The organism is Kibdelosporangium aridum (genome assembly GCF_900176515.1).
Taxonomy (GTDB): domain Bacteria; phylum Actinomycetota; class Actinomycetes; order Mycobacteriales; family Pseudonocardiaceae; genus Kibdelosporangium; species Kibdelosporangium aridum.
The window spans coordinates 358,189-384,651 of sequence record NZ_FWXV01000005.1; the positions used below are offsets into that span (position 1 = coordinate 358,189).

Annotated in this window: 18 protein-coding genes; 15 read left to right on the forward strand and 3 right to left on the reverse strand. The window is 66.5% G+C overall.

Annotated features, from left to right (window positions below; translation table 11 throughout):
- Positions 1-15: 15 nt before the first annotated feature.
- From B9C43_RS28945 to B9C43_RS28995, 11 genes are all read left to right on the forward strand, one after another.
- Entirely contained in the window at positions 16-1,089 is a 1,074-nt protein-coding gene (locus B9C43_RS28945; RefSeq protein ID WP_033382810.1) for a substrate-binding domain-containing protein, read from the forward strand.
- A 52-nt stretch (positions 1,090-1,141) separates the two neighbouring features.
- Complete coding sequence (locus B9C43_RS28950; RefSeq protein WP_084430114.1) at positions 1,142-2,299, forward strand: Gfo/Idh/MocA family protein; 1,158 nt, start codon at positions 1,142-1,144, stop codon at positions 2,297-2,299.
- Between the two features lie 209 nt (positions 2,300-2,508).
- Positions 2,509-7,011: a ThuA domain-containing protein gene (locus B9C43_RS28955; protein ID WP_084430115.1), complete on the forward strand. Its 4,503-nt coding sequence runs from the start codon at positions 2,509-2,511 to the stop codon at positions 7,009-7,011.
- 67 nt (positions 7,012-7,078) lie between these two features.
- Positions 7,079-8,227, forward strand: a complete 1,149-nt coding sequence (locus tag B9C43_RS28960; RefSeq protein WP_143446659.1) for an inositol-3-phosphate synthase — start codon at positions 7,079-7,081, stop codon at positions 8,225-8,227.
- A complete protein-coding gene (locus tag B9C43_RS28965) occupies positions 8,224-9,063 on the forward strand; it encodes an SCO3242 family prenyltransferase (RefSeq protein ID WP_084430117.1) in 840 nt (279 codons plus the stop codon). The genes B9C43_RS28960 and B9C43_RS28965 overlap by 4 nt, the downstream gene beginning before the upstream one ends.
- The gene (locus B9C43_RS28970; RefSeq protein ID WP_200825731.1) at positions 9,063-10,514 is read left to right on the forward strand and encodes an EboA domain-containing protein; all 1,452 of its coding nucleotides are present in this window, start codon (positions 9,063-9,065) and stop codon (positions 10,512-10,514) included. The genes B9C43_RS28965 and B9C43_RS28970 overlap by 1 nt, the downstream gene beginning before the upstream one ends.
- Complete coding sequence (locus B9C43_RS28975) at positions 10,514-11,377, forward strand: TatD family hydrolase (protein WP_033382823.1); 864 nt, start codon at positions 10,514-10,516, stop codon at positions 11,375-11,377. Before B9C43_RS28970 ends, B9C43_RS28975 begins: the two co-directional genes overlap by 1 nt.
- Positions 11,374-12,459, forward strand: a complete 1,086-nt coding sequence (gene eboE / locus B9C43_RS28980; RefSeq protein ID WP_084430119.1) for a metabolite traffic protein EboE — start codon at positions 11,374-11,376, stop codon at positions 12,457-12,459. The genes B9C43_RS28975 and eboE overlap by 4 nt, the downstream gene beginning before the upstream one ends.
- Complete coding sequence (locus B9C43_RS28985) at positions 12,456-13,853, forward strand: alkaline phosphatase family protein (RefSeq protein ID WP_084430120.1); 1,398 nt, start codon at positions 12,456-12,458, stop codon at positions 13,851-13,853. Before eboE ends, B9C43_RS28985 begins: the two co-directional genes overlap by 4 nt.
- 6 nt (positions 13,854-13,859) lie before the next feature.
- Positions 13,860-14,867, forward strand: a complete 1,008-nt coding sequence (locus B9C43_RS28990; RefSeq protein ID WP_084430121.1) for a sugar phosphate isomerase/epimerase family protein — start codon at positions 13,860-13,862, stop codon at positions 14,865-14,867.
- A 10-nt stretch (positions 14,868-14,877) separates the two neighbouring features.
- The gene (locus B9C43_RS28995) at positions 14,878-15,717 is read left to right on the forward strand and encodes a sugar phosphate isomerase/epimerase family protein (protein WP_084430122.1); all 840 of its coding nucleotides are present in this window, start codon (positions 14,878-14,880) and stop codon (positions 15,715-15,717) included.
- Between the two features lie 60 nt (positions 15,718-15,777).
- Here the strand turns inward: B9C43_RS28995 and B9C43_RS29000 are convergent, their stop codons facing one another.
- Complete coding sequence (locus tag B9C43_RS29000; RefSeq protein WP_084430123.1) at positions 15,778-19,494, reverse strand: patatin-like protein; 3,717 nt, start codon at positions 19,492-19,494, stop codon at positions 15,778-15,780.
- A gap of 128 nt (positions 19,495-19,622) precedes the next feature.
- The gene (locus tag B9C43_RS56900) at positions 19,623-19,787 is read right to left on the reverse strand and encodes a hypothetical protein (RefSeq protein ID WP_160096755.1); all 165 of its coding nucleotides are present in this window, start codon (positions 19,785-19,787) and stop codon (positions 19,623-19,625) included.
- Positions 19,788-19,987: 200 nt separating this feature from the next.
- Between B9C43_RS56900 and B9C43_RS29005 the strand changes: the two genes are divergently transcribed.
- From B9C43_RS29005 to B9C43_RS29015, 3 genes are all read left to right on the forward strand, one after another.
- A complete protein-coding gene (locus tag B9C43_RS29005; protein WP_084430124.1) occupies positions 19,988-20,809 on the forward strand; it encodes a crotonase/enoyl-CoA hydratase family protein in 822 nt (273 codons plus the stop codon).
- 8 nt (positions 20,810-20,817) lie between these two features.
- A complete protein-coding gene (locus B9C43_RS29010; RefSeq protein ID WP_407657125.1) occupies positions 20,818-22,497 on the forward strand; it encodes an AMP-binding protein in 1,680 nt (559 codons plus the stop codon).
- Between the two features lie 94 nt (positions 22,498-22,591).
- Positions 22,592-23,773 carry an LLM class flavin-dependent oxidoreductase gene (locus tag B9C43_RS29015; protein WP_160096757.1) on the forward strand — a complete coding sequence of 394 codons (1,182 nt, stop codon included), beginning with the start codon at positions 22,592-22,594 and terminating at the stop codon, positions 23,771-23,773.
- Here the strand turns inward: B9C43_RS29015 and B9C43_RS29020 are convergent.
- On the reverse strand, positions 23,757-24,353 hold the full coding sequence (locus tag B9C43_RS29020) for a DsbA family oxidoreductase (protein WP_084430126.1): 597 nt from the start codon (positions 24,351-24,353) through the stop codon (positions 23,757-23,759). The two genes, B9C43_RS29015 and B9C43_RS29020, sit on opposite strands and share 17 nt — an antisense overlap.
- Positions 24,354-24,497: 144 nt before the next feature.
- On the opposite strand from B9C43_RS29020, the gene B9C43_RS29025 reads away from it, so the two are divergent.
- Positions 24,498-26,306, forward strand: a complete 1,809-nt coding sequence (locus tag B9C43_RS29025; protein ID WP_235038890.1) for an MFS transporter — start codon at positions 24,498-24,500, stop codon at positions 26,304-26,306.
- Positions 26,307-26,463: the final 157 nt, after the last annotated feature.

Sequence of the window (26,463 nt, forward strand, 5' to 3'; positions counted from 1 at the left end):
ATCAGGAGATCAAAGATGACCGACCTGCCTTCCTCCCTCGCCCGACGCGGGTTCCTCATCGGTGGAGCAGCCGTGGGAGCGGGTGCGTTACTCAGCGCGTGCACGTCCAACGAACCGCCTGCCGCACAGGGCACCAACGGCGGTGCGAACGTCGCCCAGGGCGGTGGCCAGAACTCCCAGCCAGGAAAGATGGTCACGATCGGGTTCTCCGCTCCCGCCGCCGACCACGGCTGGATCGCCGCGATCACCAAGAACGCCAAGGCACAGGCGGACAAGTTCAAGGCCGACGTCACGCTGAAGGCCACCGAGGGCACCAACGACTCGAGCCAGCAGATCGCTCAGGTCGAGACGCTGATCAACCAGAAGGTCGACGTCCTGGTGATCCTGCCGATGGACGGCAAGCAGCTCACCTCGGTCGGCCAGGCCGCGATGGACGCGGGCATCCCGGTGATCAACCTCGACCGGATCTTCGACACCCCGCTGGCGTACCGCACCTGGATCGGTGGCGACAACTACCGGATGGGTGTCAACGCGGGCGCCTACATCGCCGCGGAGATGAAGAAGAAGAACATCACCAACCCGGTCATCGGCGAGATCGCGGGCATCGACTCGCTGCCGCTGACCCAGGACCGCAGCCGGGGCTTCAAGGACGCCTTGGCCAAGGCCGGTTTCCGGGTCGGCCCGCGCCAGGCCGCCGAGTTCACCGTGGAAACCGGTGAGCGGGCGACGGCGAACCTGCTGCAGGCCGCGCCGAAGCTGGACGCGTTGTGGAACCACGACGACGACCAGGGCATCGGCGTGATGGCCGCGATCAGCGCGGCCAACCGCAAGGAGTTCATCATGGTCGGTGGCGCGGGTTCGAAGAACATGATCGACAAGATCAAGGCGGACACCGACGTCATCAAGGCCACGGTGCTCTACAGCCCGTCGATGTCGTCTTCGGCGATCGCTCTGGCCCGTCTGCTCGGCCAGGCGAAGGGCATGGGCGACTTGGCCGAGCACGAGATCCCCGCCTCCATCACCACGTACTCCGCCGTGGTGACCAAGGAGAACGCCGACCAGTACGCAGACGTGGCGTTCGACTCGTAGTGCGGGGATCTGGCCAGGGGGTGTGGAAGCTGTTGGGAAGAAAGGGTGATCGATGAGCAACGCAGGCGACGGGACTATCGGCGTCGGCATGGTGGGCCACGCCTTCATGGGGAGGGTCCACTCGCAAGCCTGGCGCACCGTGCACCACTTCTTCGACGTGCCGCAGGCGCCGCGGCTGGCCGTGCTGGGCGGCCGTGACCTCGACCGGACCAAGGCCGCGGCGGCCAAGCTGGGCTGGGACTCGGTGGAGACCGACTGGCGTGCGCTGATTGCCCGCGACGACGTGCAGATCGTGGACATCTGCACGCCGGGCGACTCGCACAAGGACATCGCGCTCGCCGCCTTGGCGGCGGGCAAGCACGTCCTGTGCGAGAAGCCGCTGGCCAACTCGGTCGAGGAGGCCGAGGAGATGGCCGAGGCCGCTGCCGCCGCCTCGGCCAAGGGCCAGCGTTCGATGGTGGCGTTCAACTACCGCCGGGTGCCGGCGATCGCGGTGGCACGGCAGATGGTCGCCGAGGGCAGGCTGGGCAAGATCCGGCACGTCCGCGCGCAGTACCTGCAGGACTGGTTGTCGGATGCGAACACGCCGATGGCGTGGCGGTTGCGCAAGGAAGAGGCGGGATCCGGTTCGCTGGGCGACATCGGCGCGCACATCATCGACGCGACCCAGTTCATCCTCGGTGAGCACCTGACCGGTGTGTCCGCGCTGACCGAGACGTTCGTCCACAAGCGACCGATCGCGGGTGACCCGGACGGCAGGCTCGACGACGTCACGGTGGACGACGCCGCGCTGTTCATCGGGAAGTTCACCTCCGGTGCGATGGCGTCGTACGAGGCGACGAGGTTCGCGCTGGGGCGCAAGAACTCCATGCGCCTGGAAGTCAACGGTGAGAAGGGCAGTCTGGCGTTCGACTTCGAGTCGATGAACGAACTGTCGTACTTCGACGGTGAGGACGCTGACGAGACGGCGGGTTTCCGGCGTGTCCTGATCACCGAGGCGACCCATCCGTATGTCGGTGCTTGGTGGCCGCCCGGTCACATCATCGGTTATGAACACACCTTCACCCACGAGGTGTTCGATTTTCTCACCGCGATTCAGAACGGCACCGATCCGGCGCCGAGCTTCGCTGACGGACTGCAGGTCCAGAAGGTGCTCGGTGCGGTGGAAGCCAGTGCGGGCAACGACTCCCGCTGGACGCCAGTTTCCTGATCGGTGAAACGACGCTGCCCGCGAGGGGTGCAGCCCGGGCGGGCAGCGTCGTCACTCACATCGAAAGGAGGACGAGCCCTTCCCTTCTCAACGGTCACCCAACCGCTGCGAGCAAGGAGAACGTACCAGTGCGACCGATCAATCGCGCGGGATTCAACAGACGCTTAACATGGCGCGCGGGCGCCGCCGCTCTTGCTCTGGCGACCGGTATGAGCATGGCCAGCGCCGTGCCCGCCGCCGCTCACCCCGATCAACCCCACATTCTTGTCTTCTCCAAGACGGCGGGTTTCCGCCACGACTCCATCCCCGACGGCATCGCCGCGATCCAGCAACTGGGGCAACAGAACAACTTCGAGGTGTTCGCGACCGAGGACGCGGGGGCGTTCACCGACGCGAACCTGAGCCAGTACGCCGCCGTGGTCTGGCTTTCCACCACGGGTGACGTGCTCAACGGCGAGCAGCAGTCGGCGTTCGAACGCTATGTCAACGGTGGCGGCGGGTACGTGGGCGTGCACGCCGCGTCAGACACCGAGTACGACTGGCCGTGGTACGGATCTCTGGTCGGGGCGTACTTCAAGTCGCACCCGCACAACCAGAACGCGACCGTCAAGATCGAGGACTCCACGCACCCGTCGACCGCGGGTATTCCGGCGTCGTGGCAGCGTTTCGACGAGTGGTACAACTACCGGACCAACCCGCGCAAGGAAGTCCGCGTACTGGCCACTTTGGACGAATCGACCTACGACCCCGGCGCGGACAGGATGGGTGACCACCCGATCGCGTGGTGTCACGGCCAGGAGCGCGGCCGCTCCTGGTACACCGGTGGCGGGCACACCAAGGAGTCGTACGGCGAGGAGAACTTCCGCAAGCACTTGCTTGGCGGAATCAAGTACGCCGCCGGAGTCGCGGAGGGCGACTGCTCGCCGTCGCAGGCTCCGGTCGACGCCGACTTCGACGTGATCACCCTGGCCAAGGGCAAGGAGAAGACCGGCGAGCCGATGGCGCTGTCGGTGCTGCCCGACCGCCGCGTGGTCCACACCTCCCGTGACGGCACGGTCTGGCTGACCACTCCGGACGCGACCACGAAGCAAGCGGGCAAGATCCCGGTGTACAACCACGACGAGGACGGTCTGCAAGGCGTGGCCGCGGACCCGGACTTCGCCAACAACAAGTGGCTGTACTTCTTCTACGCGCCACCGCTGAACACCCCGGTGGACGACCCCGCGACACCGGACGTCAACGAGGGCGACGCGCCGGCGAACGGGACACCCGCGGACTTCGCGCCGTTCAACGGCTACAACCAGTTGTCGCGGTTCAAGCTGGCCGACGACGGAACCCTGGACTTGGCCTCGGAGCAGGAGATCCTGCAGATCCCGACGCAGCGCGGACTGTGCTGCCACGTCGGTGGCGAGATCGACTTCGACGCTCAGGGCAACCTGTTGATGAGCACGGGTGACGACACCAACCCGTTCTCATCGGACGGTTACACGCCGATCGACGAGCGCTCGACCCGCAACCCGGGTTACGACGCACAGCGCACCTCGGCGAACACCAACGACCTGCGCGGCAAGTTGTTGCGTATCAAGGTCAACGCGGACGGCTCGTACTCGATCCCGGACGGGAACATGTTCCCGCAGGGCACCGAGAAGACCCGCCCGGAGATCTACGCGATGGGCTTCCGCAACCCGTTCCGGTTCGCTGTGGACAAGAAGACCGGCTGGATCTACCTCGGTGACTACGGTCCGGACGCCGGTTCGGCGAACCCGGCTCGCGGTCCAGGTGGGACGGTCGAGTTCAACCTGATCAAGGGCCCGGGCAACTACGGGTGGCCGTACTGCGTGGGCGACAACCAGCCGTTCATCGACTACAACTTCGAAACCGGCCAGTCGGGGCAGGCATTCAACTGTGCCGCACCGAAGAATGAGAGCCCGAACAACACCGGTCTGGTGGACCTGCCGCCGGTGCAGCCCGCCTGGATTGCGTATGACGGCGGTTCGGTGCCCGAGTTCGGAACCGGTGGCGAGTCGCCGATGGGCGGCCCGGTTTACCGCTACGACGCGAACAACCCGTCGCCGACGAAGTTCCCGCAGTACTTCGACGGAAAGAACTTCGCGTACGAGTGGGACCGCGGCTGGATCAAGGAGATCACGGTCGGCGCGAACGGTGAACGCGGCCCGATCAAGCCGTTCATGGATTCCATGACGCTGTCGCGGCCGATGAACATCGAGTTCGGCCCGGACGGTTCGCTGTACGTGCTCGACTACGGCACCGGGTACTTCGGTGGTTCGCCGGAGTCGGCGGTGTACCGGATCGACTACACCAAGGGCACCCGGACGCCGGTGGTGAAACTGGCCGCCGACAAGACATCCGGACCCGGCCCGCTCACGGTCAACTTCGACCCGGCAGGCACCAACGACCCAGACGGCCAGCCGATCACGTACGCGTGGGACTTCCAGAACGACGGTGTCGTGGACTCGACCTCGTCGAGTGCGGTGACCCACACCTACACAACGGAAGGCCAGTTCATCGCCAAGCTCTCGGTGACGGACTCGACCGGACTGGTCGGTTCGGCGAACGTGATCATCACTGTCGGAAACACCGCGCCGACCGTGGTCGTCCAAACGCCACTCAATGGTGGGTTCTTCTCCTTCGGTGACAAGGTTCCGTTCAAGGCCGTGATCACCGATCCGGAGGACGGCACGATCGACTGCAGCAAGGTGATCGTGCGTTACCTGCTCGGGCACGACAACCACGCCCACGAGCTGAGCCAGACCGCCGGCTGCGAGGGCGTGATCGACACGCCGGCCGAGGGCGGCCACGGCGAGGACACCAACATCTTCGGTGTCATCAACGTGGAGTACACCGACAAGGGCAAGGGTTCCGTGCCGCCGCTGACCGGCGAGGGCGAGAACATCATGCAGCCCAAGCACAAGCAGGCCGAGTTCTTCTCCAGCATGAACGGCATCCAGGTCGTCAACCAGGGCGATGCCAGCGGTGGCAGGCGGGTCGGCTACATCGACGCCGGCGACTGGATCTCCTTCGATCCGACCAACCTGGCCGGCATCACCGGGCTGGGGATGCGGGTGTCGTCGGGAGGTGCCGGTGGCACGATCGAGGTCCGGTCCGGCGCGCCGGACGGCCAGGTGCTGCAGACGTTCCAGGTCAGCAACACCGGCGGCTGGGACACCTATGTGGACCTGCCCGCCAAGCCGATCCCGGATCCCGGTGGCACCAAGCCGTTGTACCTGGTGTTCCAGGGCACGGGCACCGGCGGACTGTTCGATGTGGACGTTCTGCGGTTCGAAGGACGCGGTGTGGCACAGCCGCCGGCATGCAAGCCGACCCAGCCGGAAGCCGGATACCGCAGCCTGTACGACGGCACCGCGGCCAGCCTGACCAAGTGGAAGCAGTCCGGTCCGGGCCGCTTCGCCCAGCAGGCCGACTGCACGATCCTGTCCGAGGGCGGGATGGGGCTGCTGTCGGTCAACGAGGAGTTCAACGCCTACAGCCTGAAGCTGGACTGGAAGGTCGCGGGCGACGACAACTCGGGCATCTTCGTCGGCTACCCGGACCCGGGCAACGACCCGTGGGTCGCGGTCAACCAGGGTTACGAGATCCAGATCGACGCGACCGACGCGCCGGACCGGACGACTGGCGCGGTCTACTCGTTCCAGTCGGCCGACATCGCCAAGCGTGATGCCGCGCTGAAGCCGCCGGGTGAGTGGAACGCGTACGAGATCCTCGTGCGCGGCCAGACGATCCAGGTGTTCCTCAACGGGGTGCTGATCAACGACTTCGTCTCCACCGACCCGAACCGGGATCTCACGCAGGGCTTCATCGGCCTGCAGAACCACGGCAACGGCGACGACGTGTCGTTCCGCAACGTCCGGATCAAGGAGCTGGAGACCACACCGCCGGTGACGGTCGCCAACTTCGCAAACCCGGGCGGGTGGCACCCCGGCCAGGTCCCGGTCGAACTGGTCGCGACCGACGAGGGGTCGGGCGTGGCTCGAACCGATTACAAGCTCGACAACGGGCCGTGGACCCCCTATTCACAACCCCTGATTGTCACCGGGGACGGGCAGCACACGCTGCTGTACCGCTCGGTCGACAAGGACGGCAACGTGGAGCCGGACAAGGCCGCGACGATCCTGATCGACGCGTCCAAGCCGACTCTGCTGGTGTCGGGCGTGGCCGACGGCCATGTCTACGGGGATGCCACGGATGTCGTTGTCAAGTGGCATGCCGAAGATGCAACTTCCGGCATCGCTTCGGTCACCGGCGTGCTGAACGCGACGCCGATCCAGTCCGGCCAGGTCACGTCGCTGTACCAGCTGCCGCTGGGTGTGCACAACCTCTCAGTGACAGCACTTGACAAGGCGGGCAACCGGACGGAGCAGAAGCTCACGTTCGCGACGACCACCTCGTTGCGGGACATCGACCAGCTGATCACGCGGTTCAGGGCGACCAACCGGTTGTCGCTGTCGGCGTACGTCAGCCTGTCGGGTCAGCTCGCCAAGGCCCGCAAGGCCGAGGCCGCAGGCGACGATGCCAAGGCTGTCAAGCAGTTGCAAAAGTTCGTGGTACTCGCGAATGATCCGGCTAAGGTCACCGATCCGGACGTCCGGTCCACCCTGGTCAGGGACGCCCAAGCGGTGATCGGCTCGCTCGAGGGCGGCCCTGCCCTGGTCCGGGCGAGCTCCGGAAGTTGATCACGGCCGAGGTGTTCTTAATGACGCGGGAGCACCTCGGCCGTTCGCGGGAATGGGGATGAGGCCAATGCGGCAACGATGCGGACTCTGGCTGATGGGGGCGCGCGGCTCAGTCGCGACAACCGCGATCACCGGTCTGCTCGCTTTGCGGGCCGGACTGGTCCGGCCGTTCGGATGTGTCACCGAGCGGCTGGAGATGGATCATTCGGTACTGCCGACCTGGGACGAGATCATCGTCGGCGGTCACGACATCGTTTCGATACCGCTGGACAAGCGAGCGGAACACCTCGCCGAGTCCGGCCTCATCCCACATTCGGTGTTCACCGCCGTGGCCTCCGGGCTGCGTGCGGTGGACGCCGAACTGCGGTGCGGGTACCACCCCGTGTCGCACACCGGTTCGCTGGCCGACGCGGCCGCCAGGCTGGCCGCGGACATCACGGAGTTCCGCGACCGGCACGAACTGGCCAGGGTGATCGTCGTCAACGTGACCTCGACCGAGCCACCCGTGCCGCAACTGCCGGAACACCTGGACATCGACCTACTCACCGAGTCACTGAACGATCCACAACGGACAGTTCTGCCGCCGAGCTCGGTCGGTGCGTACGCCGCTCTGACGGCAGGATGTCCGTATGTGGACTTCACCCCCTCGCCGGGGATCAAGATGCCGGCGTTGACCGAGCTGGCACGCAGGCAGGGCTTGCCTTATGCCGGTGCGGACGGCAAGACGGGGGAGACTCTGCTGCGGACGGTGCTCGCGCCGATGTTCGTCGCTCGTGCGCTGAATGTCCGTTCCTGGGCGGGGACCAACTTGCTCGGCGGTGGTGACGGCGCCAACCTGGCCGATCCCGAGCAGGCCAAGGGCAAGCTCGAGTCCAAGGCACGCGGGCTGGCGTCGCTGATCGGTGACGTCACCGCGCCGCTGCACATCGACAACGTGCCCGACCTGGCCGAGCGCAAGATCGCCTGGGACTACGTGTCGTTCGAAGGCTTCCTCGGCGCCAAGATGAGCCTGCAGTTCACTTGGGACGGTTACGACTCCGCGCTGGCCGCGCCGCTCGTGCTCGACCTCACCCGGCTGGTGAGCGCCGCGCACGCGAAGGGCCTGTCCGGTGCGTTGTCCGAGCTGGCGTTCTTCTTCAAGGATCCATTGGGGACGGACGAGCACCGGTTCGCCGAGCAGACCAGGATGCTGGCTGATTGGGCGGCAGGCCTGTGAAAGCTTACGTCGAATTGGTGCGGGCGCCGGCCGCGTTGTCGGTTCTCGGTGACACGGTCGCAGGCGCGGCCGCTGCCGGGATCCCGTTGCGCGGCAGGCGTCTCGCGCTGCCGTTGGCGTCGGTTGCGTTCTATTGGTCCGGAATGGCGTTGAACGACTGGTCTGACCGGGCGGTCGACGCCGTTGAACGGCCGGAACGCCCGATCCCGTCCGGCAGGATTTCGCCGAACCAAGCGCTTGCGGTGGCCGGCGGGCTGACCGCTGCCGGTCTGGCGCTTGCCGCGTACGGTAAGTCCTTCAAGGTCGCGTTGCCGTTGGCCGGTGCGGTCTGGGCGTACGACCTGGTGTTGAAGTCCACTGTGGCTGGTCCTGTCTCGATGGCGCTGTGTCGTGGCCTCGACGTCATGCTGGGTGCCGGTGGTTCTCGCGCGGCGTTGCCTGCGGCGACTGTCATGGCCGGGCACACGTTGGGGCTCACCGCTTTGTCGCGCGGCGAGGTCCATGGCGCCGATGACATCGTTGCCAAGGCCGCTTTGACTACGACGATGGCTGCCACGGCCGCTGCCGTGACCGGGAAAGCCGCTTCGTGGAAGCACCGGCTGGGGGCGTTGGCCTTCGGCGGGATGTACGCGGCGAACGTCGGCTCGGCCCAGCTGGCGGCGACTCGTGACCCGTCCGGCCCGGTTGTCCGGAAGGCGACCATGGCCGGGATCCACGGAATGGTCCCGCTTCAAGCCGCTCTGGTGGCTCGCCGTGGGTCCTTGCTCGGCGCCGGACTGATCTCCGCCGCACTGCCGTTGGCTCGCCGCCTGGCCAAGAAGGTGAGCCCGACATAATGTTCTCTCTTGGCTATGGCACCAACGGGTTCGCCAACCATCGGCTGGAGGATGCGCTACGCATCATCGCCGACATCGGTTACCGGGCGGTCGCGTTGACGCTGGACCACCACCACCTGGACCCGTTCGACCCGAATGTGTCCAAAAAGGCCAGTCAGCTGGGCAGCCTGCTGGCGTCGAACGGCATTTCGGTTGTCATCGAGACGGGTGCGCGGTACCTGCTTGATCCGAACCGCAAACACCACCCGACGCTGGTCTCCGAGGACACCGAGGTGCGAATCGACTTCCTGCACCGGGCGATCCGCATCGCCCAGGACATGGGCGCGGAAGCGGTGTCGTACTGGTCGGGCATCAAGCCGTCCGATGTGGACGACAAGACCGCACACCAGCGGATGCTCAGCGGTGTCGAGAAAGTGCTCGTCGAGGCCGACCGCAGGCAGGTCAAGATCGGCCTGGAACCCGAGCCGGGCATGTACGTCCAGCATCTCGCGCAGGCGTTGGCCTTGCGTGAGGAGCTGGGCAACCCGGAGATGTTCGGCATCACGCTCGATGTCGGGCACTGCATCGCGGTCGAGCCGATGAACGCGGCGGAGTGCATCCGGCAGGCAGCCGGGCTGCTGGTCAACGTCCAGCTCGACGACATGCGGCCAGGGGTGCACGAACATCTCGAGTTCGGCGAGGGCGAGCTCGATCTGGCCGGCACCCTGGCCGCACTGGCCGAGGTCGGCTACGAGGGCGTCGCCGCGGTCGAACTGCCGCGGCACAGCCACGCCGCGCCTGAGGTCGCGCGCCGGGCGTGGACGGCACTGACCTCGGCATTGAGCGCGGCCATGCCACCGTTCAACTGGGATGTGGTGGGAGACATGGATCATCCTTGGCTGGTGGACGCCGAACGGCGGGTCCGGTCCGAACCGGCCGCCATCCGCGCCCTTTTCCCCGCTGTCGGCCGGAAAGTGGGCCGTGACCCGCTGCGGCCCGAGACCGATCCGCAAGGCCTTGTCCACGGCACTGTGGACGACCTGGCCCGTACGCGCCTGCTGGCCGCGTTGGCCGACGTCCTGTCCCCTGAGGAGCTGACCGAGGAGATCACCGAGCTCTACCGCTACGGGGACGACGCCGAACGCCGTGGCGTACTGCGCGGTCTGCCCGCGTTGCCGCCGCAAGCGGTCAAGGCCGGCCTTGAGCTGGTGCAGGACGCGTTGCGTACCAACGACATCCGGCTGGTCGCGGCGGCGCTCGGCTCGTTCGCCGGTGCGCACCTCGACGAGCATTCCTGGCGGCACGGCGTGTTGAAGTGCCTTTTCGTCGGTGTTCCGCTGGCCGCGGTCGCGGACCTGGAGCGCCGTACTGACCCCGAGTTGCTTCGCATGGTCGCCGACTACGCCGACGAGCGCAGGGCGGCCGGCCGCGAAGTCCCTGCCGACGCAGTACGCCTGCTGGAGGTCAACTGATGCGTATCTTCGACCCGCATATCCACATGACCTCACGGACCACCGACGACTACGAGGCGATGTTCGCCGCCGGGGTCCGTGCCCTGGTCGAACCGGCCTTCTGGCTCGGCCAGCCACGCACGACGGTCGGTTCCTTCAAGGACTACTTCGACGCGTTGATCGGCTGGGAGCGGTTCCGGGCCGCCCAGTTCGGCATCCGCCACCACTGCACGATCGCGCTGAACCCCAAGGAAGCCAACGATCCCCGGTGCACGCCGGTGCTCGACATCCTGCCTCGGTACCTGTCCAAGGACGGTGTCGTCGCGGTCGGTGAGGTCGGCTACGACTCGATGACCCCGGAGGAGGACTCGGCTTTCGCCAGTCAGCTGGAGATGGCCGTCGAGCACGAGCTGCCCGCGCTGGTCCACACTCCGCACCGGGACAAGCTGGCGGGTACCCGCCGGACTCTGGATGTCGTGGCGGAGTCCAAGATCGCCCCTGAGTTCGTCGCGGTCGACCACTTGAACGAGGTGACCGTCAAGCTGGTCAAGGATGCCGGGTGCTGGATGGGCTTCTCCATCTACCCGGACACCAAAATGGACGAAGACCGGATGGTCGCGATCCTCAAGGAGTACGGCACCGACAAGGTGCTCGTGAACTCAGCGGCCGACTGGGGCCGCTCGGATCCGTTGAAGACGTACAAGACGGCTCAGGCGATGCTGTCCGCCGGCTTCACCGAGTCCGATGTGGACAAGGTGCTCTGGCAGAACCCGGTCGACTTCTACGGCCAGAGCGGCAGGCTCGTCCTTGACGAACTGCCCGGGTTCTCCGCGTCGACCGAGACGTTCGCGGGCAACTCGGTGCTGCGAGGCGGGCGCCAGTGACCCGGCTCTGCTACTGCACGAACGTGCACCCGGCGGAGGATCTCGACGGGATCCTCCGTCAGCTGGACAGCTACGCGGTGCCAGTGCGCGAGAAACTCGGCGTTCCCCGACTGGGGCTGGGCCTGTGGCTGGCCGCTGAGGTGGCTGCCGGTCTGGCGTCCTCGCCGGACGCGTTGCGGAAGTTCCGTGCCGAGCTGGACGCTCGTGGCCTCGACGTGATCACCATGAACGCCTTTCCCTACGGTGGTTTTCACGCCGATGTCGTGAAGCTGTCGGTGTACGAGCCGCGGTGGACCGATCAGCGGCGGCTGAAGTACACAGTGGACTGCGTCAGGGTTCTCTCCGAGCTGCTCCCGGACAACGCCGCTTACGGCAGCATTTCGACCCTTCCGCTTGGCTGGCGCGAACCGTGGACGGCCGCGGATGACGCGGCTGCCTTGGAGTCGTTGACCGAGTTGACTCGGACGCTGCGCTCGGCGCCGCGGCTGATCAAGCTGGCGGTCGAACCAGAGCCCGGGTGCATTCTGGACACCGTGGCCGATACGGTCGCTTGGCTGGCTCCGCGGGTGGATCCCGAGTACATCGGGCTGTGTCTGGACACATGTCATTTGGCGGTGTCGTTCGCCGATCCGATGGCGGCCGTCCGGTCGATCGAGGACGCCGGGCTGGAGATCGTCAAGGTCCAGGCTTCGGCCGCGTTGCACGTGGACGATCCGCGTGCGGCGCTGGCCGAGCTTCGCGAGTTCGCCGAACCCCGTTACCTGCACCAGGTTCGGGAACTCTCGCCGGATGGAACCGTGCTCAAGGCAGACGATCTGCCGGAGGCGCTGGAGACCCTGCCTGGCGACGGGCCGTGGCGGGTGCACTTCCACGTTCCGCTGCACGCCGCGCCCGAGCCGCCCTTGCGATCCACCAACGACGTGCTCACCGAAGTACTGAACACAGTGTCCAGTGACCGGACCATCGAAGTCGAGACGTACACATGGCAAGTGCTGCCCGACCGGCACCAGCAGGATCTGGTAGACGGTATAGCAGCGGAGCTGGCCTGGGCAGACGGCCGGCTGAGGTTGGAGGTGCCATGAAGCCGGTGGTCGTCATCGACATCGTCGGGCTGACCCCACGACTGTTGAAGCACATGCCGAACGTCTCCCGGATCGCGGAGAAGGGCTGGCAGGCCGAGCTGGGTACGGTGCTGCCCGCGGTCACGTGCAGCGCGCAGTCGACGTTCCTGACCGGCAAGATGCCCGCCGAACACGGCATCGTCGGCAACGGCTGGTACTTCAGGGAACTCGGCGAGGTGTTCCTGTGGCGCCAGCACAACAAGCTCGTCGGCGGGGACAAGGTCTGGGAGACCGCACGAGCCGCGCACCCGGGTTATCGCGCTGCCAACGTGTGTTGGTGGTACGCCATGGGCGCCACGACGGACTTGACCGTTACGCCCCGGCCGATCTACTACGCGGACGGCAGGAAGTCGCCGGATTGCTACACCCGTCCGGTCCGTCTGCACGACGAGTTGACCGAGGCGCTGGGTGAGTTCCCGCTCTTCCAGTACTGGGGTCCGACAGCGTCGATCGCTTCGACGAAGTGGATCGTCGGTGCGGCCCGCCGGATCCTGTCCGGGCACAAGCCGGACATGCTGTTGGTGTACATCCCGCACCTGGACTACGACTTGCAGCGGTTCGGCCCGGACTCGCAGGAGGCGGTCAACGCGGCCCGTGACGTCGACGCCGAACTGGCACCGCTGCTGCAGGATGCCGCGAACGCGGACGCGACCGTGGTCGCGTTGAGCGAGTACGGGATCACCAACGCCAGCCGTCCGGTGGACATCAACCGGACACTGCGTGCCGAAGGCTTGCTCGAGGTGTACACACAGGACGGTATGGAGTACCTGGACCCGTGGGTTTCCAGGGCTTTCGCCGTCGCGGACCACCAGGTCGCACACGTGTACGTGGAGAACGCCGACGACATTCCGCGCGTCAAGGACTTGCTCGACCGGCTGCCCGGTGTGGACATGGTGCTCGACCGGGTCGAGCAGGCGCGGTACCAGCTCGATCACCCGCGTGCGGGTGACCTGGTGGTCGTCGCCGAGCCGGACGCGTGGTTCACGTACTACTACTGGCTCAACGACGACCGTGCGCCGGACTTCGCCAGGGGAGTGGAGATCCACCGCAAGCCCGGCTACGACCCGGCCGAGCTGTTCTTCAACCCGGCCGACCCGTTGGTGAAGGCCAAGGCGGGGCTGAACCTGGTGAAGAAGAAGGTCGGCCTGCGCTACACGATGAACGTGGTCCCGTTGGAGGCCGGGATGGTCCGTGGTTCGCACGGCAGGCTGCCGGACTCCCCGCAGGACGGTCCGGTTCTGCTCTGTTCCGACCCGCGTGACCCAGGCCGCGAGAAGCTGGCCGCCACCGAGGTGCACGAACTTCTGCTTGCGTTGCAAGACATCCGGCCGATGGCCGAAGTTCTGAAAGGATAGTCATCCATGAGCCGACCGATCACGCTGTTCACCGGGCAGTGGGCGGACCTGCCGTTCGAGGAGGTGTGCCGCCTTGCTTCGGGCTGGGGGTACGACGGGCTGGAGATCGCGTGCTCCGGCGACCACTTCGAAGTGGACCGTGCATTGTCCGAACCGGACTACGTGGCGGGCAGGCACAAGATCCTCGAGCAGTACGGCCTGAAGACCTGGGCGATCTCGAACCACCTTGTCGGACAGGCGATCTGTGACGACCCGATCGACTTCCGGCACCAGAACATCGTGCCTGCCCGGATCTGGGGCGACGGCGACGCCGAAGGTGTCCGTCAGCGCGCGGCCAAGGAGATGGCCGACACCGCCCGTGCGGCCCGCAAACTGGGCGTCGACACGGTGATCGGCTTCACCGGGTCGAAGATCTGGAAGTACGTGGCGATGTTCCCGCCGGTCGGCCAGGACGTGATCGACGACGGCTACCAGGACTTCGCCGACCGGTGGAACCCGATCCTTGACGTGTTCGACGCCGAGGGCGTGCGGTTCGCGCACGAGGTGCACCCGTCGGAGATCGCGTACGACTACTGGACGACCCGCAAGACTCTGGACGCGGTGGACAACCGGCCGGCGTTCGGGCTGAACTGGGACCCGTCGCACTTCATCTGGCAGGACCTCGACCCGGTCGGGTTCATCCTGGACTTCGCCGACCGGATCTACCACGTGGACTGCAAGGACACCAAGAAGAGGTTCGACGGCCGCAACGGCCGGATGGGCTCGCACCTCGCGTGGGCCGATCCGCGGCGTGGCTGGGACTTCGTGTCGACCGGGCACGGTGACGTGCCATGGGAGGAGTCGTTCCGCGCGCTGAACGCGATCAAGTACACCGGCCCGATCTCCGTGGAGTGGGAGGACGCGGGGATGGACCGGCTGCGTGGCGCGGAAGAAGCGGTGAAGTTCATCCGCAACCTGGTTTTCGATCCGCCTGCCGCGGCCTTCGACGCGGCGTTCAGTTCGAAGAAGTCCTGAAGGGATCACCATGGCACTGTCTCGTAGGTCCATGCTGCGCGGCGCCGCCGCGGCGGGTGTCGCGGCTGTCGCGTTACCCGCAACGGCGGCAGCCGCTGACGCCTCGCGTGGTCGGCTGCGCATCCCGCGTGAGAAGATCAGCATCCAGCTCTACACCCTGCGCTCGATCCTTGAGAAAGACCTGGAAGGCACCCTCTCGGCGCTGGCTGACATCGGCTATCGCCGGGTGGAACTGGCCGGGACGTACGGGCGCAGCGCGGCCGAGTTCAAGTCCATTCTGGACAAGAACCACATCAAGGCGCCGTCGACGCACATCAACATCGGCGACGACCTGAACAAGATCATCGCCGACGCGAAGGTGCTGGGAAACCGCAAACTCGTCCACCCGTACTCGAACTACGCGACCGCGGCCGAGTGGAAAGCCTTCGTCGGCCGCCTGGAAGCCGCGGGCAAGCTCGCCCGGCAAGCCGGCTTCACCCTCGGATACCACAACCACGACCACGAATTCCGGCCGGTCGAAGGCCAGCGCCCGTGGGACCTGATCGTCCGAGGCACCACCCGCCGCAACGTCCACCTGCAGATCGACCTGTTCTGGGCGGTGCACGGCGGCGAAGACCCGGTCCGCCTGGTCTACGAGAACTACGGCCGCGTCCTGCACTACCACGTCAAGGACCGCACCGCCGACGGCCAAATGGTCGACCCGGGCAAGGGCGTGATCGACTTTGGCAAGATCTTCCGCCGCACCTGGCACGAGGGCATCCAGGAGTTCATCGTCGAGCACGACAACCCGGCCGACCCGCTGGTGACGGCCAAGACCGGCTTCGATTACCTGGCCAACTTGCGCTTCTAGAGTTTCTTCGCCAGAAACCGCCCCGGGAACGTGCCTCCGGGGCGGTTTCTTCATGCGGCGTCAGACCTTGGCCGCGGTTTTGAGTTTGTGGAGGATCCGGGTCGCGAGGCGTTTTCCTGCCGGGGTGAGGACGAACTTGTTGTTGGAGTCCGGCTTCTGGGCCAAGCCTCGGCACACGATGCCGTGCGTCTCGATGCGGGTGCACAGCTTTTCCGTGATCGCCTTGATGGAAACCTCGGTGTACAGCGACGGGTGCGCCTCGTCGAGGAGCTTCTTGTACAGCGCGGTCCGTGCACGCCACGGGACGTACCACGGCACAACGAGAAGCAGGACGGCCGCGAAGGTGATGCACGTGGCCATCCCGGCGCGGGCCCACCACGGTGCGTCGTTCCACCATGAAGAGGCGAACGGTGTGCCGGGTGCGATGAAGGACAGGCCGATGGCGATGAGGACGTAGATGGTTCCGTAGACCACTGCCCAGCCTGCGGCGGCTGCTGACGGGTCGCGGGTTGCCGGGTCTGTCCAGTTGCCGTCGGGACTGCGGTGCCACTTGCGCAGGCCTCGGCCGCCGAAGTAACTCAGCACCGCCGCCAGGGCTACGAACCCTCCGGTCAGGATGAGCAGGACCGGTGTGTTCGAGTCGAAGTAGCCGAGGATTCCGCTCCACCAGATCAGAAAACCGATTCCGGCCACGCCCGCCGCCACCAGCGGGCCGATCCACGCTCCGGACTTCAGCCACGCAGGGAAGCCGTTGATCATCTTGCCCGCGCTGCCCATCGGGGTCAGGCTTGTGCCGGGCAGGCTGCCGAGCAACAACAGTGCCGCGACGAACAAACCCACGCCGATCAGACCGGCAAGGCCTTGTCCTGTCTCGTCCGATGTCGACTCTGTCAGGCCGTAGGTCAGCAGCGGCACGACGGGAGTGAGCAGGACCAGGCCGTGCAGCAGGCTTCCGGTGCGGACCGCGCTGTATCCGAAGGCCGCAAGGATGGCCGCGCCACCGAAGGACGCCGCCGGTGTCTCGGCCCATTCCGGCAAGGCTCCGAAGATCGACAACACCAGCAGCAAGCCGCCGGCCGCCAGGCCGAACTGGCCGAGGAACCGCGCCAGCCTGCCGCCCCGGGTCAGGCCGAACACCATCCAGTAGGGCAACAGTGCCATGCCGCGCAACGAACGTGTCACCGGACGGGCCGCTTTGACACCGAGCTGAGGGCTGTCGGCGAGCGTCACGGCGGTCGCCGCGGCCGTCGCGACTGTGCGGATCATCTGGTCGCTGGCGGCTTCCTCGCCCAGCGGTTCCCGGCCGATGCCCGCGCGGTCGAACGCCTCCAAGGCCTTGAGACCCATGTCGACGGTCTCCGGCGTGAGCGGCTGGCCTGCCGGGATGCGCTCCAGTTGATTCAGCAGTCCCGCGTACTGCTTGACGAAACGTTCACCGTTCGACCGTACGTTGGCTCCGTCGACGCCGTCCGCGGCGATCGCACGGCGAAGTTCGGGCAGCTCCTCGATGATGATCTGGATGTGCACGGCCCATGCCACCAGATCGGCCAGCGCCACACATGTCGCGGGCTGAGCCGCGCCCGCCTCAGCGGCCAGCGCGTCCGTGAGTTCCTCGATCGCGTCCTCTCGGCACTGCTGGATCCGGGGATCGGACGGCATGCCGCCGAACAACTGCTTGATCAGGTCGTCGACGACCGCGGTGGCGTCCATATCGGACAGGGTGCCGGAGAGATCGGCCGCGCGCCGGATCCGTGCTGGGTCGAGCATTACGCGGCACAACATGCTCGCCGCGTCCATCCGGCCCCAGATCCAGTCGTTCGCCCGCCACGATCGTTTCAGGAAGCCGGAGAACCGGGACAGCGAGTAGCCGCCTGCCTTGTCATCGGGCGTGATGCTGTAGCGGGCGAAGGAATTCGACGTCTGCAGGCTGATCTGGGCCAGCTCGACCTGCTGTTCCTCCGGTGCTTCCGAGTCGTCGGCGAAGCACGTTGTCGCGACTTCCAGCGCGAGCAGCCGCGACATCCACCGGTAGCCGGAATCCAGTGACGCGTCCGGGTCGTCCGCGGAAAGCTGTGCGAAGTCGCGCCACGCCAGCAGATCCGGGTCGCGGACGACCAGCGTGTCATCCGAAGCGAGCACTTGGGCGCCTGCGCCGAAGGCCGCCGAGATCCGCAGGACCAGGTCGCGCACGCTGGTTCCGTGGGAACCGGTCATGTGCTTGTGGTAGTCGAGCAGGCGCTGTTCCCAGCATTCGCCGTCGGGGGAATCCACCGGCTCGTCTTCCCACGCCTTGTGCATGGTCAGGCGCATCCGCCTCAGCTGTGCCCGTGCGCTGTGGACCTCCGCCCTGGCTGCGTGGATCTCGCTGATCGCGGATTCCTTGGGCAGCACCCAGACCAAGCGCTTGAGCATGTCCAAAACGGACGCCGCGATCCGCTCACCGGTCGTGATGTCCCACGGCCAGCCGGTCTTGCCGAGCTCGACGATCCCGGCCACCGGGGGAGAAGGGGGCACATACGGCAAAGAGCCGTTGTCCTTCAACCACTTCCGGTGGGCGACCTCGACCGCGTCCCTGATCCGCTCGAACGACCATGGCTCGCCGTCCGGGGCGATGTCGGCCTTGCCGCGCGCGATCACCTGGCGCTCGGCCAGTTTCCACGCCGCCCGCCGAAGCCGGATGTCCCGGTAATGCGGGTAAAGCAGCTCCACAAGCGCGTACAGCTGGCCGGCCACCGGGCCGTCCGAAGTGGACAGCCGGGCGAGCAGTGCGTTCCGGCCACCCCGACGCGCGCCGGCACTGCGGTTGTACTTCTCGATCTCGTCGACGAATGTCCGGTTGCTCTGGCTGGACTGCGCTCGCATGATCGACCGGACCGCGCTGATCACGCTCGGCTGCTCAACCTTGCCCTGCACGGGCGACGCGGGCTTGGCGGCGGACGCGTGCGGGAACACCAGCAGCATGACCCGCCGAGTAGGCCCCTCGGCAGGCATCTGGTCGATCGCCTCGAGCGCCTCCTTGGTCGGTGTGTTGACCAACGCGCCGCCGTCGACGACGTGTTGCGAGCCCTCCCATGAGGTGACTTCACGCATCGGCGAGTTCTCGTCGAGCTGGACGAACGACGGTTCGAACGCGACTGGGAAGGACGCCGACGAGCGCGCCGCGAGCGCGAGCTGGTGCGTCAGGTTCGTGGGCAGTGTGCCGTCGTTGGCGAAGTGGTCGCGCTCGTCGTCGCGCCGGAACCGGAAGCTGCCCTGGTGGAGGTTCTGCGTCAGCCGCTGACCGAGCGCGTCGGTCGTGGTCTTGGTGACGCCTTTGAGCAGCGTCGTGGTGATCCGCAGGTCCATCGGGCGGTCGTGCACGTCGCGCGGCTCGTAGCGCGACGTGAGCCTGCGCATCGCGTCTTCCAGCCGGGGCAGGAAGAATTCGTCACCCTTCAGCAGTGACACCGGCTCGCCCTTGAACGGCGTGCGCAGCAGCAGATCCATCCGGCCTTGCTCGGCCCATAGCTCGCGCAGGCTGTTCAGATCGGCGTGCGGGTTGACCTGCGCCAACGCCAAGGCAGCGCCGTTGATGCCGCCTGCGGACGTCCCGCTGATCACGTCGGCCCGCGCGGTCGCCCCGACCAGGCGTAACAGGTCGGAATAGGCACCGGTGGCGCGGGTCAGCCGGTCCAGTTCGAGGACCACGCCGCCCATCCAGACCGCGAGACTGACACCGCCGTTGAGCACGACGGCGAACCGGACTTCTTCCCACGTGGGGTCGTGTTCATCGGTCATGGCGCGACTCCCCCTCATCCTGGCACCCGAAAATCGGGCGCACGGACCAAGCGGTTACGCCTTGTCACCCGTTCGTGATGCGCTCATGGGCCTACCGGCCCTGCGGGGGAGGACCTTACCGAGGCCGGTCACTCCGCCCGGTGGCGATGCACCGACTGGCTGGCCTGCGGCTGAGGGGCCTGGTCCGGCTGCTCCGGTTGCTGCGCGGTCCGCTGCTGCTCTTCCATCCGGCTGGCGAACTCGCGCAGTAGTTCATCGAAGATCGGCGTGGACATCGGTCGCGGTTGCGTCACGTCGTGCCCCTCCTCTCATCCGGACATACGCGGGCTTCATGTGATCTCACGGTCTCACGCAGTGACGGAACACGACTGGGCGATCCGGGCATGTCGGGGATACGTACCCAAAGTGGTGATCTACGGCGTCATTCGGCTGACGCTGAGTGCCACGGCCGGGGTAGTCGCAAAGTTACCGCTCGGTAGGCAATGATGGGGGCATGGCTGACAACCTCGTATCGCTCCAGGTGAAGCAGTCCGGCCACGTCGCCGAGGTGACGTTGCTCGGACCGGGCAAGGGCAACGCGATGGGCCCGGATTTCTGGCGCGAGCTGCCGGTCGTGTTCCGCGAGCTGGACGCGGACGACACCGTCCGGGCGATCGTGCTGACGGGCAGTGGCAAGCACTTCTCCTACGGCCTCGACCTGCCCGCGATGATGGGCAGCTGGGGTGAGCTGCTCGGCGGCGCCCTTGCCGGGCCGCGGACCCGGTTCCTCGACGAGATCCGCAGGCTGCAGGACTCGGTCACGGCCGTGGCGCAGTGCCGCAAGCCGGTGATCGCCGCGGTCGCGGGCTGGTGCATCGGCGGTGGCGTGGATCTGATCTCGGCCGCCGACATCCGCCTGGCCTCCCAGGACGCCAAGTTCAGCGTGCGCGAGGTGAAGGTCGCGATCGTCGCGGACATCGGCAGCCTGCAGCGGCTGCGCGGGATCATCGGCGAAGGTCACCTGCGCGAGCTGGCGTACACCGGCAAGGACATCGACGCCGCCCGTGCCGAGAAGATCGGCCTGGTCAACGACGTGTACGCGGACCAGGACGCCATGCTGGCCGCGGCGCGTGAACTGGCCGCGGACATCGCCAAGAACCCGCCGCTGGTCGTGCAGGGCACCAAGGACGTCCTGGACCACGACCTGGCCCCGCGTGTCGCGGATGGACTGCGGTACGTCTCGGCCTGGAACGCGGCGTTCTTGCCGAGCAAGGACCTCGGCGAGGCCGTGCAGGCGTTCCTCGAACGTCGCGATCCTGAGTTCACCGGAGAATAATCCCGGAGATGATGACCGCCGTGACCTTCCAGAGCGCGCGTGATTTCCTGCTGGCCCATCGGGACGACTACGACACCGCTTACCGGGAGTTCCGATGGCCGCAGCCCGACGAGTTCAACTGGGCGCTGGACTGGTTCGACACGCTGCCCGCCGACCAGCTGGGGCTGTGGATCGTCGAAGAGGACGGCGCGGAGAGGAAGTGGACCTTCGGCGAGCTGTCGCAGCGGTCCAATCTGGTCGCGAACTGGCTGCGGTCGCTCGGTGTGCGGCGCGGTGACCGGCTGATCCTGATGCTGGGCAACCAGGGTGAGCTGTGGGAGACCATCCTCGCGGCGATGAAGCTCGGCGCGGTGATCATCCCCGCGTCCACGTTGCTCGGGCCGGAAGACCTGCGCGACCGGGTGGACCGCGGTGGCGTGAAGCACGTCGTGGCCCGTTCTGCGGACGCCTCGAAGTTCGACGCCGTGCCAGGTTCCTACACGCGGATCGCGGTCGGCGACCCCGTCGACGGCTGGCATTCCTATGCCTCCGCGGCGGGGTCACGGGCGTTCGAGCCGGACGGGCCGACGGCCGCGTCGGACACCTTGTTGCTGTACTTCACTTCGGGCACGACGGCCAAGCCGAAGCTGGTGCGGCACACGCACGCCAGCTACCCGATCGGGCACCTGTCCACGATGTACTGGATCGGCCTTGAGCCAGGCGACATCCACTTGAACATCTCGTCACCGGGATGGGCGAAACACGCGTGGAGCAACGTGTTCGCGCCGTGGAACGCGGGTGCGTGCGTGTTCATCTACAACTACACGCGGTTCGATGCCGTCGGCTTGATGGCACAGATGGACCGCTGCGGTGTCACGTCCTTCTGCGCGCCACCGACCGTGTGGCGGATGCTGATCCAGGCCGATCTGTCGCAACTGGCCACACCGCCCGCGAAGGTCGTCGGAGCGGGGGAGCCGCTGAACCCCGAGGTGATCGAGCAGGTCCGCAAGGCGTGGGGAGTGACGATCCGGGATGGCTTCGGGCAGACCGAAACCAGCGTCCAGGTCGCCAACACTCCCGGGCAGAGCGTCAAACCAGGGTCGATGGGCCGTGCCCTGCCCGGCTTCACCGTTGCCCTGATCGACCCGGTGACCGGCGAGCCGGGGGAGGAAGGCGAGATCTGCCTCGCGCTGGATCCCCGCCCGGTCGGTCTGATGACGGGCTATGCCGACTCGGCGGAGCGCACCGACGAGGTGATGCGGGACGGGTACTACCACACGGGAGATGTGGGAGCGCGCGATTCCGATGGGTACATCACGTATGTCGGGCGTGCCGACGACGTGTTCAAGGCTTCGGACTACCGGATTTCCCCGTTCGAGCTGGAGAGTGTGCTGATCGAGCACCCCGCGGTGGCCGAAGCGGCCGTTGTTCCGTCGCCTGACCCGCTGCGGCTGGCCGTGCCCAAGGCGTATGTCGTGTTGACGGCCGGGTACTCGCCTTCGGCTGAGACCGCTCGGGACATCCTGGCCTTCGCGCGCGAGCATTTGGCTCCGTACAAGCGGATCCGGCGCCTGGAGTTCGCCGAACTGCCGAAGACGATCTCCGGCAAGATCCGTCGCGTCGAGCTGCGTGGGCGGGAAGGCGAGGTGCACGGGGATCCGTCGGCGCAGGTGCCCGGCGAGTACACCGACGACGATCTCAGGAACTGATCGCCTGCCCGATGGTGAGCGGAGCGGCGGCGTGCGTGCCGCCGTTCTGGCATGTCATTGCGGCGTGATCATCACCGGGTGAATTATCGCGGAGGTGAAATTCTCCTTGTTCTATCCGGTTGCCACGGGTTCGCCGTCACAGCAACTGGGAACCGGATTACTCGGCCTTGATCGCGACCTGTACCGGCAGACGCTGGCAGAACTGCTCGAGCAGGCGATATGCGCGGACGAAACCGGTTGGACGTCATTCATGATGGCCGAACACCATTTCGAGGTGGAGGGTTATCAGGTCACGCCGAACCCGTTGTTGCTGAACGTCCACCTGGCCGCGCACACGAAAAGGTTGCGGCACGGCCAAATGGGTTTGGTGCTGCCGAACTGGAATCCGCTGCGGCTGGCCGAGGACATCGCGGTGGCGGATCACCTGACCGGCGGCAGGCTCGACATCGGGCTCAGCCGCGGCTACCAGCCCCGGTCGGTCGGGGTGCTCGGGCAGCACCTGAACGTGTCGGTCGCCGGCGGGCCGGATGAGGGGCGCAACCGGCGCGTGTTCGAAGAGTGGTTCGAGGTGATGCGCCGGTCGTGGGCCGAGGATCTGTGGTCCTACCGGGGCGAGTTCATCGACGTGCCGCCATCGGGCCTGGCCTGGCCGCATCCGGTCTCCGCCCGGCTGGGCGCCGGTGTGCACGCCGGTGAAGTCCGGCAAGTCGCGACCGTGCCCAAGCCCTCGCAACTGCCGCACCCGCCGTTGTTCACCACACTCACCCAAAGCCCGGCCACTCTGGAATGGGCGGCGCGGGTCGGCAGTTCAATCGTCACGCTGGCGTCCGACAATGACATGCTTCGCGGATTGTTCCAGCGTTATGTCGAGGTCGCCGCCGAGCACGGCCGTGATTTCAAAATGGGGGAATGGCGGCCGGACGGCGGCGTGGCGATCTGCCGGATGCTTGCCGTCGCGGACACGTATGAAGAGGCTTGGAAATCCGCCGAGCAGTCGATGGCGTTCATGGGCGAATGGCTCGGCGAATTCGGGTTCTTCGAAGCCTGGCGGCTACCGGGCCAAGAAGGCCCGGTGCCACGGACGCTGGAACAGTTGGTGAAGTCCGGCATGATGCTCGTCGGCACCCCGGACAGCGTCGGCGAACAAGTGCAGACGCTGCGCCGTGAACTCGGTGTCGACTACATCGTTTTCGTCGCGTGCGCCGGCGCCGTCGACCACCAGCGCATGCTCGACACGATCCAGCTGTTCGGCGAGAACGTCATTCCGGCGGTGTGAGCAGCTTCCGCAGATGGGCGACAGGGCGTACCGCCGACGTGGGCTTCCCGTCGCCGATCACCAACGAGGGGACGCCGGTGACTCCTCGTTCGCGAGCCTCGGCGTTGTTGGCCTGCACGGTCTGCGCGTGGGTGTCGCTGGTGAGCAGGTCCTGGATCTCGGTCCTGGGTAGTCCTGCCTGGGTTGCGAGGCCTGTCAGGGTTTCCGGGTCGGCGATGTCGCGGCCTTCGGTGTGGTAGCCGCGCAGCATGGCCTCCCAGGCTTCGTCCTGCCTGCCGTGGTCTTTGGCCAGGTGCAGGACTCGGTGAGCGTCGAACGTGTTCACCGGACGGGCCAGCTCGAGGTTGAGTTCGAGGCTGTCCTGCCTGCCGACCGCTTTGATGTGCTCGACCCGCTGGCTCGCCTGGTCGCCCCACCACCGGGACATCATCTCGGCAGCCGTTTGGCCCGGGGTCGCTGGCGCTTCGGGGTCCAACTGGAAGCTGCGCCACGTCACCGTTCGCGTGGTGGCCGCTTCGACCCGGCGCTTGCCGATGTAGCACCAAGGACAGATGACGTCGGCGTAGATCTCGACCTTCATCCGCCCAGCCTGTGACCTCAACCGAGGTTGAGGTCAACTCGTTCGTTGACTCGCTCGTCACACTGACAGATAAATAGTTGCTACATGCAACCAGATTGGTTAGCGTTACTAAGTAACTGGAGGTTGTGTGTGGAGGGAGTCGGTGTGGCCAGGCGGGGTGCGGGGCAGAAGACCCTGAGTGAGCTCGGACCGCGCTACAAGTGGGTGGCACTGTCCAATACGACGCTCGGGCTGCTCATCGCGACGATCAACTCGTCGATCGTGCTGATCGCGTTGCCGGACATCTTCAAGGGCATCGGGGTCAACCCCCTCGACGCGAGCAACACCAGCTATTTGCTGTGGATGATGATGGGCTTCCTGGTCGTCACCGCGGTGCTGGTGGTCACCTTCGGGCGGCTGGGGGACATGTATGGCCGCGCCAGGATGTACAACCTGGGTTTTCTGATCTTCACCGTCTCGTCGATCGCTTTGGCCGTCACGTGGATGAGTGGTGACGCCGCCGCCATCTGGTTGATCGCCTGGCGGATCGTGCAGGGGATCGGTGGCGCGTTCCTGATGGCCAACTCCAGCGCCATCCTCACCGACGCCTTCCCCGCCAACCAGCGTGGGCTCGCGCTGGGCATCAACGGCATCGCTGCGATCGCCGGCAGCTTCCTCGGCCTGGTCATCGGCGGTGTGCTCGCGCCCATCCACTGGCACTGGATCTTCCTGGTCTCCGTTCCGTTCGGGCTGATCGGCACCGTCTGGGCGTACCTCAAACTGCATGACACCGGCGTTCGGCAGAAGTCCAAGATGGACTGGGGTGGCAACGTCACCTTCGCCGTTGGCCTGATCGCCGTTCTCGTCGCGATCACCTACGGCATTCAGCCCTACGGCGGTCACTCCATGGGGTGGACGAACCCGTGGGTCCTCGGCGCCCTCGTCGGTGGCGCGCTCGTCCTTGCCTGGTTCGTCGCCATCGAGCGGAAGTCGCCGAACCCGCTGTTCAACCTCGGGCTGTTCAAGATCCGCACGTTTACGTGGGGCAATGTCGCCAACCTGATGGCGTCGCTCGGCCGGGGTGGCCTGCAGTTCATCCTGATCATCTGGCTGCAGGGGATCTGGCTGCCGCAGCACGGCTACTCGTTCGAGGAGACTCCGCTGTGGGCGGGCATCTACATGGTGCCGATGACGATCGGGTTCCTCGTCGCCGCTCCGCTTTCCGGCGTTCTGTCCGACCGGATCGGCGCCCGCGGCCTTGCCACCACTGGGATGATCATCACAGCGGGCACGTTCTTCGCCCTGACCGTCCTCCCGGTCAACTTCGACTACGTCGTCTTCGCGATCCTGCTTGTGATCAACGGCATCGGAATGGGCATGTTCTCGTCGCCCAACCGGGCCGCCGTGATGAGCAGCCTGCCGGGCAACGCGCGTGGTGCGGGTGCCGGCATGACCGCCACGTTCCAGAACGCGGCCATGGTCCTGTCGATCGGCATCTTCTTCAGCTTGATCATCGCCGGGCTGTCCACGAGCCTGCCGGGCGCGTTGACCAGCGGGTTGACCGCTCACGGCGTGCCTGCCGCGGACGCGAGCCAGATCGCCCAGCTGCCTGCCGTCGCCGTGCTGTTCGCGGCGTTCCTCGGGTACAACCCCGTCCAGCAGCTGCTGGGTCCCGCGCTCAGCCAGTTGCCGCCCGACCAGGCGAGCTTCCTGACCGGCCGGAGCTTCTTCCCGAGCCTGATCACCGAACCGTTCGCCGACGGGTTGCACGTCGCCTTCTGGTTCGCCATCGCCGCTTGTGTCATCGCGGCGGTTGCTTCCTGGCTCGCGGGCAGCGGCGTCCCAGCACGTGAGAGCGTCGGGGAGGAGTTGGCGGCCACCGCGTCGGAAGGCGGGACAATCCCCGCTGACCTGGTCGGTATGAGCCGGGCCGATAACGGCGTGACCGCTGGGCGCTCGGTGAGCGGCGGCTGACGACGGTTCCGCGATCGTTCCGCCTAAATGATCTTCGACCGATCGGCGCGCGTTCGCGCCGATCGGCGCCATACACCCGCGAATTGTCAATGGCAAGGTGAACCATGCCGCATCATTTCCCCCGTGGCTAACGGAGCGGCTCCGTAAGCCGACACCC